The sequence below is a fragment of the Streptomyces sp. NBC_00620 genome, from assembly GCF_026341825.1.
Taxonomy (GTDB): Bacteria; Actinomycetota; Actinomycetes; order Streptomycetales; family Streptomycetaceae; genus Streptomyces.
Genome location: NZ_JAPENY010000003.1, coordinates 1,527,495 through 1,543,129 on the forward strand (window position 1 = coordinate 1,527,495; position 15,635 = coordinate 1,543,129).

11 protein-coding genes are annotated in these 15,635 nt (G+C 70.3%); 6 read left to right on the forward strand and 5 right to left on the reverse strand.

Annotation, left to right across the window (positions count from 1 at the left end; translation table 11 throughout):
* Positions 1-20: 20 nt before the first annotated feature.
* The 4 genes from OG246_RS37990 to OG246_RS38005 all read right to left on the reverse strand — a co-directional run bounded on the left by OG246_RS37990 (position 21) and on the right by OG246_RS38005 (position 6,544).
* Positions 21-746, reverse strand: coding sequence for a class I SAM-dependent methyltransferase (locus OG246_RS37990; protein WP_266473522.1), 726 nt, complete (start codon positions 744-746; stop codon positions 21-23).
* A gap of 170 nt (positions 747-916) precedes the next feature.
* A complete protein-coding gene (locus OG246_RS37995; protein WP_266473524.1) occupies positions 917-3,382 on the reverse strand; it encodes a SpoIIE family protein phosphatase in 2,466 nt (821 codons plus the stop codon).
* Between the two features lie 149 nt (positions 3,383-3,531).
* Entirely contained in the window at positions 3,532-5,919 is a 2,388-nt protein-coding gene (locus OG246_RS38000) for an MFS transporter (RefSeq protein ID WP_266473526.1), read from the reverse strand.
* Positions 5,920-6,100: 181 nt separating this feature from the next.
* Positions 6,101-6,544 carry an SRPBCC family protein gene (locus tag OG246_RS38005; RefSeq protein ID WP_266473528.1) on the reverse strand — a complete coding sequence of 148 codons (444 nt, stop codon included), beginning with the start codon at positions 6,542-6,544 and terminating at the stop codon, positions 6,101-6,103.
* A 172-nt stretch (positions 6,545-6,716) separates the two neighbouring features.
* Between OG246_RS38005 and OG246_RS38010 the strand changes: the two genes are divergently transcribed.
* The 3 genes from OG246_RS38010 to OG246_RS38020 all read left to right on the forward strand — a co-directional run bounded on the left by OG246_RS38010 (position 6,717) and on the right by OG246_RS38020 (position 10,169).
* Complete coding sequence (locus tag OG246_RS38010) at positions 6,717-7,760, forward strand: Rv2578c family radical SAM protein (protein ID WP_266473530.1); 1,044 nt, start codon at positions 6,717-6,719, stop codon at positions 7,758-7,760.
* Positions 7,761-7,910: 150 nt separating this feature from the next.
* On the forward strand, positions 7,911-9,494 hold the full coding sequence (locus OG246_RS38015) for an alpha/beta hydrolase (protein ID WP_266473531.1): 1,584 nt from the start codon (positions 7,911-7,913) through the stop codon (positions 9,492-9,494).
* Between the two features lie 162 nt (positions 9,495-9,656).
* Entirely contained in the window at positions 9,657-10,169 is a 513-nt protein-coding gene (locus OG246_RS38020) for a GNAT family N-acetyltransferase (RefSeq protein ID WP_266474990.1), read from the forward strand.
* 8 nt (positions 10,170-10,177) lie between these two features.
* On the opposite strand, the gene OG246_RS38025 is transcribed toward OG246_RS38020, so the two are convergent.
* On the reverse strand, positions 10,178-10,750 hold the full coding sequence (locus OG246_RS38025; RefSeq protein ID WP_266473532.1) for an adenylosuccinate lyase: 573 nt from the start codon (positions 10,748-10,750) through the stop codon (positions 10,178-10,180).
* A gap of 363 nt (positions 10,751-11,113) precedes the next feature.
* Here OG246_RS38025 and OG246_RS38030 point away from each other — a divergent pair, with 363 nt between their 5' ends.
* The 3 genes from OG246_RS38030 (at position 11,114) to ccrA (ending at position 15,627) form a co-directional block, all read left to right on the forward strand.
* Positions 11,114-12,919: a 3-hydroxyacyl-CoA dehydrogenase family protein gene (locus tag OG246_RS38030; protein ID WP_266473534.1), complete on the forward strand. Its 1,806-nt coding sequence runs from the start codon at positions 11,114-11,116 to the stop codon at positions 12,917-12,919.
* 136 nt (positions 12,920-13,055) lie between these two features.
* Entirely contained in the window at positions 13,056-13,868 is an 813-nt protein-coding gene (locus tag OG246_RS38035) for a TetR family transcriptional regulator (RefSeq protein WP_266473536.1), read from the forward strand.
* A gap of 421 nt (positions 13,869-14,289) precedes the next feature.
* Entirely contained in the window at positions 14,290-15,627 is a 1,338-nt protein-coding gene (gene ccrA / locus OG246_RS38040) for a crotonyl-CoA carboxylase/reductase (RefSeq protein ID WP_266473538.1), read from the forward strand.
* Positions 15,628-15,635 lie beyond the last annotated feature (8 nt).

The window sequence follows — 15,635 nt, forward strand, 5'->3', positions numbered from 1 at the left end:
CACCACTCAAGCCGGCCGGCTCACCCCGTACGCCCCACCACATACCAGGTCGAGGGCAGCTCGATCCGTGTCCCGTCCGCCGTGTACTCCGTGGTGATGAGCGGGAGTTCACCGCTCGCAAGCACCGTCAGACCGGCCGCGCCCAGGTACACCGGCACCGCCGCGTCCGCGACCTCACCGGGCACGATCCCGTGCGCAAGGACCGGCCGCAGCTTGGGCGGCGGTCCCTCGGGGCCCTGTGCGAGGCCCATCAGAATAGGTCGCGCGTTCTCCGACAGCTCAACCAGGAAGCCCCGGCCGCGCTCCCCGAGCAGGGTCGCGATGCCGTCGACGAGGGCCTGCCGGTCGTCGGCCTCGCACTGGTGGAGCACACCCCGCATATAGACGTTGGTGTCGCCGAGCTCCGCGTGCAGCGCCTCGACCTCGCTCTTCTCGGCGGAGTCCAGCAGCCGGTATTCGACCGTGCCCTCCGGGTCCGCGCGACGGGCGTGGTCCAGTGCGGCGGACGAGATGTCGGCGCCGACGAGCCGGGTGAACCGTTCCGCGAGGAACCGTGTCTGTGTGCCGTTGCCACAGCCCAGGTCCACGAGAGGCAACTCGAAGTCCACCAGGCGCGGTTCGAAGACGGCGAGATGGACGCCGGCGGTCAGCACCGGTTCGGCGTCCCAGAAGACGGCCCCCTGCTGCTCGGGGGCCTCGCGCCAGAAGCCTTCCCAGGCCTCCTTGTACCGACTGGTCACGCTCATGCCCAACTCCCCAGGATGCGACGCCGACCCGACGGAAACGACGGGCCAGCTCGGTCTATCGCGCCATGGTTACGGCCACAAGCGCGCCGCGCATTCCTTCACGCTCATTCGACATGCGCACGCCGGTGCGCGCCCTCGGTCGCACCCTGCGCTGCCCGGCCGGAGGGGCCCTAACTGCGTCGCGGCAGCGTCAGTTCGAACCAGACGGTCTTGCCCGCGCTCGTCCGGCTCGTCCCCCACTCGCGGGCCAGCCTGCTGACGACGCGCAGACCACGCCCGAACTCGTCCTCAGGGCCCGCGCTGAGCAGGGTCGGCAGCGTGTGGTCGTCGTCGTCCACCTCGCACAGCAGCGTCTCGCCGCGCACCAGGCGCAGCCCGATGTGCCGGCTGCGGGCATGCCGTACGGCGTTGGTGACCAGCTCGCCGGCCATCAGCGCGGCCGGGTCGGCGAGAGCGGTCAGGCCCCATTCGTGGAGCTGCTCGCGGACCACGGCGCGTGCCCGGCCCGCCTCGATCGGCTCGAGCGCGAGCCGCCATTCGGCGACGTCCTCGGGTTCGATGCCGTTGAGCCGGGCCATCAGCAGCGCCACGTCGTCCTTGCGGCCGCCGCGGGTGTTGAGCGCGCGGATGATGGTGTCGCAGGCGTCGTCCATGGACGCGGCCGGGTGGGCGGCGGACTCGCAGAGCGTGGCGAGGCCGACGCCGATGTCCTCACCGCGCACTTCGACCAGTCCGTCGGTGCACATCACGAGCCGGTCGCCGGTCGCCACGGGCACCCGAACCGCCTCGAAGGGCACCCCTCCGACCCCGATGGGCGCGCCCGTCGGCAGGTCGAGCAGGTCACTGCGGCCGTCCGCGGCGCGCACGATGACGGGTGGGATGTGGCCGGCGTTGCCCATGTGCAGCTCGCCGGCGATGGGGTCGTAGACCGCGTACAGGCAGGTCGCGAGGTAGTTGTCGCCGAGTCGCTGGGCCAGGTCGTCGAGGTTGCGCAGGAGCTGGGCGGGCGGCAGGTCGAGCGCCGCCATGGTCTGGACGGCGGTGCGCAACTGCCCCATCATCGCCGCCGAGTTGAGGCCGTGGCCCATCACGTCGCCGACGACCAGGGCGGTCCGGGAGCCGGGCAGTTTCACCGAGTCGAACCAGTCTCCGCCGACCCGGCCCAGGAGCGTGCCGGGCAGATAGCGGGTCGCGATGTCGCAGCCGGCCATGCGGGGCGCGATGTGCGGCAGCATGCTGTCCTGGAGGGTCTCGGCGACGCTCTCCTGGTACGTGTACATGCGCGCGTTGTCGAGCACGAGCCCGGCGCGGGCGGCCAGTTCGGCGCCCGTCACCCGGTCCATGTCGTTGAACTCGACCCGCTCGGGGTGGCGCAGCAGGATCATGAAGCCGAGGACCACATTGCGGGCCTTCAACGGGACGACCAGCATGGAGCGGTGGGTGATGAGCGGCCTGATGTCGCGCTTCTCGAACTGCGCGGCGATCATGTGCCCCATCTGCTCGCTGATGCGCGGCACGAGGACGGGTTCACCGGTGGTCATGCACTGGAAGAACGGCGTGTGCGCCGGGAAGGGCATCGCCTCGCCGACCGGCACGACGTCGTCCCAGCGGCCCGGCTCGTCGGTGTGCTCCAGCGCCACGCGGTGCCACATGGTGGTCGTGTCGGGCACCCCTTCGGGGAAACCCTCACCGGCGACGACCTGTTCACGCAGGTACGTGCCCGCCACATCGGTGAAGCGCGGCACCACGGCACGGCTGACCTCGAGGATGGTCTGCGACAGGTCGAGCGAGGTGCCTATGCGCCCGCTGACTTCGTTGAGGAACTCCAGGCGCTCGCGTACAGCGACGTATTCGAGGTCCTCGCCCTCGTCCTGGACGTCGCTGGGCAGGGGTTCACCGGTGACCGCCGCCCTGGCCGCCCGCTCGCGGCGCGCCTTGCGCTCGGTGCGCCGGGGCACGCCCCAGTCGGGGGTGACGGGCACCCGGTCGTTCTGGCTGAACTCCAGGACGGGATAGCCCAGTTCGAGGATCTGCGCGACGATCCGGGCACCCTCGCCCACGCTCATGCTGGGCAGGATCTCGGGGAGCCCGCGGGCCAGTTCCTCGGCGCCGGGGAAGTCGGTGTGCAGCGCGAAGCCGGGCGCCATGCGCTCGACGGCCGCCCCATCGAGGTCCTGGTCCTCGTGGCGCATCGCGCCGGCGTCGGCGGCCAGCACCAGCAGCCGTTCCTGCCCGGGGCCCACGAGGGGATAGGCCCACCACAGGACATCGACCCGGTCGCGGCCGGTCACGGTGAGCCGGGCGCGCCCCGCGGCCGGGTAGGAGAGCCGCCCGTCGAGGGAGGACTCCAGGTCGGGGCCGAGTCCGTCGTAGGCCGCGTACGCCCCGTAGGGCGCCGTTTCGTCGTCTTCGGGGAGCGCGCCGGACACCGGGAGCAGATCGACGGCGGGCCGGCCCACCGCGTCCTCCTTGGAGGCGCCGAACAGGCGCCTGGCACCGGTGCTCCAGTGCGACACCAGCCCGCCGCGGTCCACGACCACCACGGCCAGGGGGATTCGTCCGGCGGCGGCGTGCTCCACCGCGCCGTTCCCAGCTCCGCTGCTGGGAGTTGCGCCCGCTTCGGTGCCACGGTCCATGGCCCAGGCCCTCTCTCCCACCGGCTCCGCAAGATCTGTGCCGCCACTACTACCGTACGGCGGTGGCCGGTTCCGATGTGTGGCAATTCCGGAATTGAACTCGCGGGTAGCCTCCGGCGCGTTGCGGGCGCGGCGTGGTCCGGCGATGCCTAGTCCTCGTGCCCGAGTTGCAGGTCGCGCTCCGTCCTGCCGCCCCCGGCGACCTGGAGCACGGTGGCCACCGGCGGATAGCCGGCCGCGATGACGGTGTACTCTCCGGAGGACAGATCCACGAACCGGAACGTTCCGTCGGCTCCGGTGGTGAGCGTGTCCACCACGTTGCCGGCGGCGTCGAGGAGGGTCACGCGCGCGTCCTCCACCGGGCGCCCGCCACCGGCCCGCACGGTGCCGCGCAGCACTGCGCCGCCGGCGAGTTCGACGTCCTGGCGGGTTTCGCGGGCGGCCTGGACGGAGACGGGGAGCGCGGCCGGGCGGAAGGCGGGCGCGCTGGCGGCGAGGGTGTACTCGCCCGCGACCAACTCCGTGATGACATAGCCCCCTTCGCGTCCGCTGCGGGTGGTGGCGACGACCTCCCCGTGGACGTTGGTGAGCGTGACGATGGCCTCGCGCACGGGGGTGCCGTCCGCCGTCAGCACGCTCCCGGCGAGGCGCCCCGCACCGCCGAGCACGACGTCGAGCTCCACGGGACGCTCGCCGACGGTCACCGAGACGGCCTGCGGCTGGTGGCCTCCCGCCGCGGCGATCAGGACGTACGACCCCGACCCCGGCGTGGACAGCGCGTACCGCCCGTCCTCGCCGCTGGCGCCCCGCCCGATCTGCTGTCCCGCGACGTCGATGAGGGTGAGCGCGGCTCGCGGCACGACGGTGCCGTCGGGGTGCTGCACCGTGCCGCAGACGGGGATCCCGGCGGCGTACGACGTGCGGGCGTGCGGGATCTGGGTGAGCCGTGCGGACTCGGCTTCGGTGGCGGGGGCGTTGTGGGACACCAGAGGTTTCTCCTTGAGGAAGAAGGCGATGAGCAGGCCGAGGACGAGTACCGGCACGAGGTAGAGGAAGATCCGCGGCATGGCTTCCGCGTACGCCCTGATGTAGTCGTCGCGCAGGGCGGCCGGCATCGCGTGCACGAGCTGCGGGGTGAGGGACTCGGAGTCCGGAACTCCGGTGCCCCCGTGCGCGGGGAGGCGGTCGGCGAGTTCGTCGGCGAGCCGGTTGGCGAACAGCGTGCCGAAGACGGCCGCTCCGACGCTGCCGCCGATCTGCCGGAAGTAGTTGTTGGCGCTGGTCGCGGTGCCGAGGTCGGCGGGGCGCGCGGAATTCTGCACGGCGAGGATCAGCACCGGCATCACCATGCCGATTCCGGCACCGAGGACCGCCATCCAGATGCTGTAGTGCAGCCGGGGCGTGTCCACTTCGAGCCGGGAGAGCAGCCACATGCCGACGACCGAGAGGGCGCCGCCGAGGATCGGGTGGACCTTGTAGCGGCCTGTCCTGCTGATGAGCTGCCCGGAGATGACCGAGGCGCCGACGATGCCGCCCATCATGGGGAGCATCAGGAGCCCGGACTCGGTGGCCGAGGCGCCGTCCACCATCTGCAGGAACGTCGGCAGATAGCTGGCGGCGCCGAACAGGGCGACGCCGATGATCAGGCCCACCAGGGCGGTGATGTTGAAGACGCCGTCCCTGAACAGCCTCAGGGGGATGAGGGGTTCGGCGGCGAAGTGCTCGGCGACGAGGAAGAGGACCGTCGCGGCGAGCGCACCCGCGCCGAGCCCGAGGATGACCCGCGAGTCCCACGCGTACTCGGTGCCGCCCCAACTGGTCAGCAGGACAAGGCAGGTCGACGCGGCGGCGAGCAGCAGCGCCCCGAGCACGTCGAGGCGCGCTCGGGCGGTGGGCTTCGGCAGTTTCAGTACGGCGGTGACGACGGCCAGGGTGAGCAGGCCGAAGGGCACGTTGATGTAGAAGCACCACCTCCAGGAGAGGTGGTCCGTGAAATAGCCCCCGAGGAGCGGGCCTGCGACGGAGGCGAGGCCGAAGGCGGCGCCGATCAGGCCCATGAAGCGGCCGCGTTCACGCGGCGGGACGATGTCGGCGATGATCGCCTGCACGCCGATCATGAGGCCGCCCGCGCCGACGCCCTGGAGTGCGCGGAAGGCGATCAGCTGGTCCATGGTGCGCGACCAGCCGGCCAGCGCGGAGCCGATGACGAAGACGACGATCGCGAACTGGAAGACGCCCTTGCGGCCGAAGAGGTCGCCGAGCTTGCCGTAGATCGGGAGTCCGACGGTGGAGGTGAGCAGATAGGCGGTGATCGCCCAGGACATCTTGTCCAGGCCGTGCAGCTCTCCGACGATCTTCGGGAGCGCGGTGGCGACGATCATCTGCTCGAGCGCCGCGAGCAGCAGCGCGAGCATGAGCCCGAAGAAGACCAACCGGACCTGGCGCGGCCCCAGTTGGGCGATCCCGGCGGCCTGTGGTTCGGGGTTCTGCGGGGGTGCGGCAGCCGGTTCGTCCTTCACCAGAGTGATCCCGCCCACGTACCGCTCCCCTCGTCGCACCTACCCGCACAATTCCCGCTTACGCGACAACTGCAGGCAAGCGCGACGAGTTACGGCACAACGGCACGCCAGAGAGAGATCCACTCGAAACGGTGAGGGTGACAACACGCCCTGGAGAGTTGCCTCTTGGACCGCACACCTCACGAAGTCGCCCTTGGGGCTACTTCTCCACCTCGGCGGCGAGCTTGGCGAGCACCAGGTCGTAGATCCTGCCGAGACCCTTGGGCGCGAAGGTCTTCTCGAAGAAGCCGCCGATGCCGCCCGCGCCGTTCCAGACGGTGGTGACTACGGCACGCGACTTGCCCTCACCGGCGGGAGTGACACGCCAGGTGGTGACCATCGAGGAGTTGCGGTCCTTCTCGACGAGCTCGCCGTCGGTGGGCTCGCTCACCTCGAGCAGGCAGTCGCGGATCCGCTTGCTGGTGGCCTGGAGCTTCCAGTGGACGAGGGTGCCCTCGCCGTCGCCGCCCTCGCGCACCTCGTACTCGCTGAAGTGCTCGGGCAGCAGCTTCGCGCGTGTGCCGGTGTAGTCGGCCAGGGCGTCGAACACCGCCTCCGCGTCCGCCGCGATGACCCGTTCAGTCGTGGCCTCGACCTGCGCCATTGCACTTCCTCCAGCACTTGGTTTCTCGGGGTGTGCGGCCACCCAACCACCCCCCGGCCGGGCCGCCCAAATCGGGGTCCTCACAGGGTGCCGCGCGGGACACGGAATAGGAGGTCGCACGATCAAGGGAACATGTGTTCTATTCTGTGGTCAGTGCTACCGAGGAGGCGTCATGCGCTGGGAGAACCTCACAGCGGACCCCGCAGGGAATCCCGCCCGGGACGCCGCGCTGTTCGGCGCGGACGCGGTGACCACCCGTACCTTCGACACCCCGGAGTTCCGGGGCATCACCTTCCACGAGATCCGGGCCAAGTCGATCGTGAACCGGGTGCCGGGGGCCTCCCGCATGCCGTTCGAGTGGACGGTGAACCCCTATCGGGGCTGCACGCACGCGTGTGTGTACTGCTTCGCCCGCAAGACGCACAGCTATCTGGACCTCGACACGGGCCTCGACTTCGACTCCCAGATCGTGGTGAAGGTGAACGCGCCGGACCTGCTGCGCCGCCAGCTCGGCTCACGCCGCTGGCACGGCGAGCACATCGCGATGGGCACCAACGTCGACTGCTACCAGCGGGCGGAGGGCCGCTACCAGCTGATGCCCGGCATCATCGCCGCCCTGCGCGACCACGCGAACCCCTTCTCGATCCTCACCAAGGGCACGCTGATCCTGCGCGACCTCGACCTCCTGAAGCAGGCCTCCGAGGTCACCGACGTGGGCATCTCCGTCTCCGTGGGCTTCACCGACGGCCAGTTGTGGCGCACCGTCGAGCCGGGCACGCCCGCGCCGGAGCGCCGCCTGGACGCCGTACGCACCCTGACGGACCACGGCATCGGCTGCGGGGTCCTGATGGCCCCCGTTATCCCCTTCCTGGGTGACGACCCGGCCCAACTGCGCGCCACTGTAAGGGCGATCGCGGCCTCCGGCGCCACCTCCGTGACCCCGCTCGTGCTGCATCTGCGACCCGGCGCGCGCGAGTGGTTCATGGCCTGGCTGGCGCACTACCACCCGCATCTCGTACGCCGTTACGAGCGGCTGTACGCGGAGGGCTCCTACGCCCCGAAGTGGTACCAGCGCCGGATCACCCGTCAGGTGCACGAGCTGGCCCAGGAGTACGGCATCGGTCCCTCGCGCGCGGGGATGCCCCGCAGGATCGCGGCACCGGAGCCCGCCGCACCGGAACCGGCGCAGCAACCGACACAGCTCACGCTCCTGTGATCACGGGCCTCTCCAGGGCATCCGAGCGCATCCCGCGACCCAATCGGGTCAAGTCTCGCCAGAACGGGTTCTTACGGACCCCCTCTCCGGGACGATGCGGCGAAGGCCGTGGCGTGCACGGCTCACAATCCTCCGTCCCTGGGAGGCTTCATGACGAAACGCGCAGCTGCTCTGTGCGGTGCTGCCGCGGTGGTGGCCGGGATGATCGCATCGGTCCCCGCAGACGCGAGCGCCGGCGCCGCGACCGCACCGCGCACCGACCGGACCGCGAAGCTCACCTGGAAGAAGTGCGGCACCAGCGCCTATCCGACGCTCCAGTGCGCGTCCTTGCAGGTGCCGCTCGACCACTCGAACCCGTACAGCGAGCGGATCACCCTGGCCCTCTCGCGCGTCCCGCACACCGCGAAGAAGTACCAGGGTCCGCTGCTGGTGAACCCCGGCGGCCCAGGCGCGAGCGGACGCACTCTCGCCGGTTACGTCGCGTCCGCACTGCCCAGGGCGGTGGCGGCGCAGTACGACGTGATCGGCTTCGACCCGCGCGGTGTCGGCGCGAGCAAGCCCGCCCTGAACTGCAAGCCGGGGTACTTCAACCCGGGGCGCCCGGACACCGTGCCCAGCACCCCGGCGCTCGAGAAGGCCAACCTCACGCGCGCCGAGTCGTTCGCGAAGGCCTGCGGCACCAAGTACGCGAAGCTCCTGCCGTACATCGACACGGTGAGCTCGGTCCAGGACATGGACGCGATCCGGCACGCGCTCGGCGCCGGGCAGATCAACTACTTCGGGTACTCGTACGGCACCTACCTGGGCGCCGTCTACGCCAAGCTCCACCCTGACCGCGTACGGCGCCTGGTCCTGGACTCCATCGTCGATCCCACCGGTGTGTGGTACGCCGACAACCTCATGCAGGACTTCGCCTTCGACGACCGGCACCGGGCCTTCCTGTCCTGGGTCGCCAAGCACAACACCACCTACAAGCTCGGCACCGACCCCGCGAAGATCGAGGCCAAGTGGTACGCGATGCGCGCGGCGCTGGCCAAGAAGCCCGCGGGCAAGAAGGTGGGCGCCTCCCAGGTGGAGGACACGTTCACTCCCGGCGGCTACTACAACGGCTACTGGCCCTATCTCGCCGGGGCGTTCGCGGCCTACGTGAACGACAAGAACGCGGTCCCGCTGGTCAGGGCGTACGACAAATTCGCCGCAGTCGACGCCGCCGGCGACAACAGCTACAGCGTCTACACCTCGGTACAGTGCCGTGACGCGCCCTGGCCGCGGGACTGGAACCGGTGGCGCGAGGACAACTCGGCGGTGTACGAGAAGGCGCCGTTCATGGCCTGGAGCAACGCCTGGTACAACGCGCCATGCGCGTTCTGGCCGACGGACTCGCTCCAGCCGGTGGACGTCGCCAACGACGCCATCCCACCGGCGCTGCTCTTCCAGGCCACGAACGACGCGGCCACCCCGTACGAGGGCGGCGTCACCGTCCACGGCCTGCTGCGCGGCTCCAGCCTGGTGGTCGAGCAGGGCGGCGGGAACCACGGCATCTCGCTGAGCGGCAACGCCTGCCTGGACAAGCACCTGGCGGCGTACCTGACCGACGGCAAGGTGCCGCGCAGCGGCGGCGAGGTCGACGCGGTGTGCAAGACGCTCCCCGACCCGAAACCGCTGAGCACGAAGGCCGCCTCCACCGCCTCGCGCGGCTCGACACTGCACGGCCTGCTCGGCTTCCGGGGCTGAACACCGCCTGAGCAGCGGCCCGTCGGGGGCGTTGTCGGACCCATGGTCCACCATGGACGCATGAGTGACCCGACTCCCCTTCCCGCCCCCGACGGGCCCTCCCGCCTCGGCTTTCGAGGCGTACGCGGTGATGGGCGCGTGAGTGACCTCCGGGTCCGCGAGATGACCCTCGACGACTGTGCCCGTGTCGCCGAGATCCGTATCCGCGGCTGGCAGACCGCGTACAAGGGGCTGATACCTCAGTCGTATCTCGACTCGCTCAGCGTGGAGGAGGACGCGGCGCGGCGCCGCGAGCGCTTCGGGCGGGGCGGCACCGAGATCGTGAACCTGGTCGCCGAGCGGGACGGCGAGGTGGTCGGCTGGGTCTGCCACGGACCGTACCGGGACGGTGAAGTCCGCACCGAGGACGTCGAGTTGTACGCGATCTATGTGCATCCCGACCGGGCCGGGGACGGGGTGGGGCAGGCGCTGCTGAGTGAGTCGGTCGCGCGGTGTGCCGCCGCCGGACACGGGCGGATGCTGCTGTGGGTACTCAAGGGCAACACCCGGGCCCGCCGTTTCTACGAGCGGGCCGGGTTCACCCCCGACGGCGCCGAGGAGCCTTTCGACGTGGACGGTGTCGCGGTGCCTGAGGTGCGTTACGTCCGCGTTCTGTCCGGCGCCGAGAGCGACTGACTCGGGGCCTACGTCTTCGGTAGCCGTGCCAGCGCCCGCACCGCCGCCTCCGCGAGCGTCGGATGCGCCAGCGCTTCCGTGAGGACCGGTCTAGCCCGTACGTCGCCGAGCGCGCCCAGCCCCTCCACGCAGGCGAGGGCGACCCTGCGGTGTGGATCGTGCGGGCGCAGCCTGCGTTCCAGGGTGGTGATCAGCGCGGGCACGGCCTCGGGGGCGCGCAGCTCGGCCAGCAGGCGTACCGGATGCAGGGCGTAGGCGACGCGCAGTTCGTTGGTGGCGAGTGCGGCCGCGGCGCGGGAGGTGCGGGGATCACCGAGCCGGGCCAGGGCGCAGGCGGCGGACGCGCAGCGCTGCGGTTCGCGGTGGTTGAGGAACAGGACAAGTGCCTCGAAGGCCCGCCGGTCCCCGGCGGCCCCGAGCCGGAAGGCGACCAACTCCCGTGCCCACAGTGGCTGTCCGGGCTCGGTCAGTGCTGCCGCCAGTTCGTCGGCGTCCTCGGTCGCCGCGAGACGGTCGTACGCCGCCGAAGCCCCGGACTCGCCTCGTAAACGCTCCGTGAGTGATCGCAACTCTTCGTCCATGACGCCGAGCCTAGGGAAACCTCTGAGGTGCGGGGACGTACATCACAAACTCGGGGGCTGGCGCGCTCGTTACTGGCGGGTTAAGCTCAGACGAGCGAGTTACCCACTCGCGTTCTACTCACGGTGGCCTGGTGACGCAGCCGCCGGGAGAGCAGTCGGTTCGGTACTTCAGGTACCTCAGTACGACATGGCTCCGGGACAGAGCCAGTCGGCTTCACGTTCCCTGGACGCTTCGCCCAGGAACGGCACCGGGCGTGTGCGCTTGTCAGCCCGGAATCACCCGCAAGAACCTCCGCACGGTGTGCGCCTGTCGGCGTACCCGCGTGCGCTCCTCAGTCGTCACCCTCTCCCTGGAGTCCCGCGATGGCCACTCCCCTTTCCGACACCTCTCTGTCCCCGCTCAAGACCGTCGCCGTCATCGGCCTCGGCACGATGGGCACCGGCATCGCCGAGGTTCTGGCACGCGCCGGCCGCGAAGTCATCGGCATCGACATCAGCGAGGCCCAGGCCGCCCAGGCGGTCACGGCGCTCGAAGCCTCCACCGCCCGCGCCGTGCGCCGCGAGCGGCTCACCGAGCAGGAGCGTGAGGACGTCCTCTCCCGCTTCCGCACGTTCACCGACCTCGCGGCCGCGGCCGACGCGGACCTGGTCATCGAGGTGACCCCGGAGTCGTACGACATCAAGCAGCAGGTCTTCCGCGCGCTCGACGACATCGTGCGCCCGGAGACGATCCTCGCCACCGGCACGAACGCCCTGTCCGTGACGCGCCTCGCCGCCGACTCGGCCCGCCCCGAGCGCGTCCTTGGCCTGCACTTCTTCAACCCGGCGCCCGCGATGAAGCTCGTCGAGGTCGTCTCCTCGGTGCTGACCGCGCCGGGGGCCGTCGCCGCGGTCACCGACCTGGCCATCGAACTCGGCAAGGAGCCCGTCGCGGTCGGCGACCGCCCCGGCTTCGTCGCCGACGGGCTGCTGTTCGGCTACCTCAACCAGGCCGCCGCGATGTACGAGGCGAAGTACGCCTCCCGCGAGGACATCGACGCCGCGATGAAGCTCGGCTGCGGGCTGCCGATGGGACCCCTCGCACTGCTCGACCTGATCGGCGTCGACACCGCGCGCACGGTCCTGGAGGCCATGTACGCCGAGTCGCACGACCGGCTGCACGCCCCCGCGCCCATCCTCAAGCAGCTCAGCGAGGCGGGCCTGACCGGCAGGAAGTCGGGGCGCGGCTTCTACTCGTACGAGGCTTCCAACAGCGCGAGTGTCGTGCGGGACGCCCTGACTCCCCTCGAAGGCGCCGCCGCGGCGCCCGGCCGCACCGTCCGCTCCGTCGGTGTCGCCGGCTCCGGCACGATGGCGTCCGGCATCGCCGAGGTGTTCGCGAAGGCCGGGTACGAGGTCGTCCTCGCCGCCCGCAGCGAGGAGAAGGCGCAGGCCGCCAAGGCCCGTATCGGCAAGTCGCTTTCGCGGTCTGTCGACAAGGGGCGGATGACGGCCGAGGCCGCGGCGGGAACCCTGGACCGGATCACGCCGGCGGGCTCGTACGACGCCTTCGAGGACGTCGATCTCGCCCTGGAGGCGGTCGCCGAGGACCTGGAGATCAAGCAGCAGCTGTTCGCGACCTTCGACAAGGTCTGCAAGCCCGGCGCGATCCTCGCCACCACCACCTCCTCGCTGCCCGTCGTGGCCTGCGCCCGCGCCACCTCGCGCCCGCAGGACGTGATCGGCATGCACTTCTTCAACCCGGCCCCGGCGATGAAACTCGTCGAGGTCGTGCGGACGGTCCTGACCGAGGACGACGTGCACGCCACCGTGCGGGAGGTCTGCGCGAAGATCCGCAAGCACCCGGTGGACTGCGGGGACCGGGCCGGTTTCATCGTGAACGCGCTGCTGTTCCCGTACCTGAACAACGCGATCAAGATGGTCCAGGAGCACTACGCGACGCTCGACGACATCGACGCCGCGATGAAGCTCGGCGGCGGTTACCCCATGGGCCCCTTCGAGCTCCTGGACGTCGTCGGCCTCGATGTCTCGCTGGCCATCGAGAAGGTGCTGCACCGCGAGTTCCGCGACCCGGGGCTCGCCCCGGCGCCGCTCCTGGAGCACCTGGTGGCCGCGGGCTGCCTCGGCCGCAAGACGGGCCGCGGCTTCCGCGAATATGCCCGCCGCTGAGCGAGAGGGCGACTGGTTCGCGGACAGCGCCCACTGGGGCGGCCTGCTCGACCCGGCCGGAAACCCCCCGCCCACGGAGGGCGGGGGGATCCCCGGACATGCGCACTCCCCTGCACATATGCAGTACGTTCGGGTCATGTCCCAGCCCGCCAAGTCCTCACGTACACCAGCCACGCCCGACGCGCCGGAGAGTGCCGCGGGCACTCGCGCGGCGGCCCAGCGGCTCAAGATGCGTCGCGAGCTGGCGGCCGCGGCCATGGAGCTGTTCGCGACCAAGGGGTACGAGGCGACCACCGTCGACGAGATCGCCGCCCAGGCCGGGGTGGCCCGTCGCACCTTCTTCCGCCACTTCCGTTCCAAGGAAGAGGCGATCTTCCCGGACCACGACGACACCCTGATCCGGGCCGAGGCGGTGCTGAACGCGGCTCCCGCGCACGAGCACCCGCTCGACACGGTGTGCCGTGGCATCAAGGAAGTCATGAAGATGTACGCGGCCCAGCCCGAGATCTCCGTCTCGCGCTACAAGCTCACGCGCGAGGTGCCGACGCTGCGCGAGGCCGAGATCGCCTCCGTGGCGCGCTACGAGCGACTGTTCACCCGCTATCTGCTGGGCCACTTCGACGAGCACGCGCACGACGACGACGCCAACGACGACCCGCTGCTGGCGGAGGTCGCCGCGTCCGCCGTGGTGACGGCACACAATCACGTGCTGCGGCGCTGGCTGCGGGCCGGGGGCCAGGGGGACGTCGAGACCCAGCTGGACCACGCCTTCTCGATCGTCCGCAAGACCTTCGGGACCGGGATCGGCGCCGGGCGCGAGGTCGCGCCGCAGGCGGCACCGGCTTCCTCCTTCACGGAGGGGGACGTGCTGGTGACCGTCGCCCGGGTCGATGCTCCGCTCGACCAGGTCATGCGGACCATCGAGCAGGCTCTCCGCGACCGGTCGTAACCACTTCCCCTCAGGAAACCGCGGCTTCGCCGCTTGTCCTCGATCGCCGGACGGGCTTGACCTGGCTCGTCCGGCGTTTTCATGCCGTTTTGCGCCCCACCTGATCGATCATCGCTCAAGTGTTACGTAAAGATTTCACCTGAGCGCAACTTCTGGCACTCCGTGCCTTGTCACGTGACACGCCGTGCCATACCTTGAAGGAGTCCGGGCGGCCGGCGTGCAGAGACCTTTCGTACGTCGGCTGTCCCCGCAAGCCAATGGCGAGCGCGCCCGGACGCCTGCGTCACAGGCAACCTTCTGCGCCGACCCAGCGCTGCCACAGCATCACCTCCGCCGAACCGACGGCACACCCCTCACCCCAGCAGCACCGACGTAACCCTCAGCGTCTCCCCTCAAGACGCCAGTCGCCGGAGGCAACACCGTGAAGGAAATCCTGGACGCGATCCAGTCGGGGACAGCTACGTCCGCCGACTTCGCCGCTCTGCCGCTCCCCGAGTCGTACCGCGCGATCACCGTGCACAAGGACGAGACGGAGATGTTCGCCGGCCTCGCCACCCGCGACAAGGACCCCCGCAAGTCGATCCACCTGGACGACGTGCCGGTGCCCGAGCTCGGCCCGGGCGAGGCCCTGGTGGCCGTCATGGCCTCCTCGGTCAACTACAACTCGGTGTGGACCTCGATCTTCGAGCCGATGGCGACCTTCGGGTTCCTGGAGCGCTACGGCAGGCTCAGCGAGCTCACCAAGCGGCACGACCTGCCGTACCACATCATCGGCTCCGACCTCGCGGGCGTCGTGCTGCGCACAGGGCCCGGCGTGAACGCCTGGAAGCCCGGCGACGAGGTCGTGGCGCACTGCCTGTCCGTCGAGCTGGAGTCGTCCGACGGCCACAACGACACGATGCTCGACCCCGAGCAGCGCATCTGGGGCTTCGAGACCAACTTCGGCGGCCTGGCAGAGATCGCACTCGTCAAGTCCAACCAGCTGATGCCGAAGCCGGACCACCTCAGCTGGGAGGAGGCCGCAGCTCCGGGCCTGGTGAACTCCACCGCGTACCGCCAGCTGGTCTCCCGCAACGGCGCCGGTATGAAGCAGGGCGACAACGTCCTGATCTGGGGCGCGAGCGGTGGGCTCGGCTCGTACGCCACGCAGTTCGCGCTGGCCGGCGGCGCCAACCCCATCTGTGTCGTGAGCAGCCCCCAGAAGGCGGACATCTGCCGGGCGATGGGCGCCGAGGCGATCATCGACCGCAACGCCGAGGACTACAAGTTCTGGAAGGACGAGCACAACCAGGACCCCAAGGAGTGGAAGCGCTTCGGGAAGCGGATCCGTGAGCTGACCGGTGGCGAGGACGTCGACATCGTCTTCGAGCACCCGGGCCGCGAGACCTTCGGCGCGAGCGTCTACGTCACCCGCAAGGGCGGCACGATCGTCACCTGCGCCTCGACCTCCGGGTACAACCACGAGTACGACAACCGCTACCTGTGGATGTCCCTGAAGAAGATCGTCGGCTCGCACTTCGCGAACTACCGCGAGGCCTGGGAGGCCAACCGGCTCGTCGCCAAGGGCAAGATCCACCCGACGCTCTCCCGGGTGTACTCCCTGGAGGAGACCGGGCAGGCCGCCTACGACGTGCACCGCAACCTGCATCAGGGCAAGGTCGGAGTCCTGGCGCTCGCGCCCCGCGAGGGCCTGGGCGTCCGCGACGAGGAGAAGCGCGCCCAGCACATCGACGCCATCAACCGCTTCCGGAACATCTGAGGTCATCG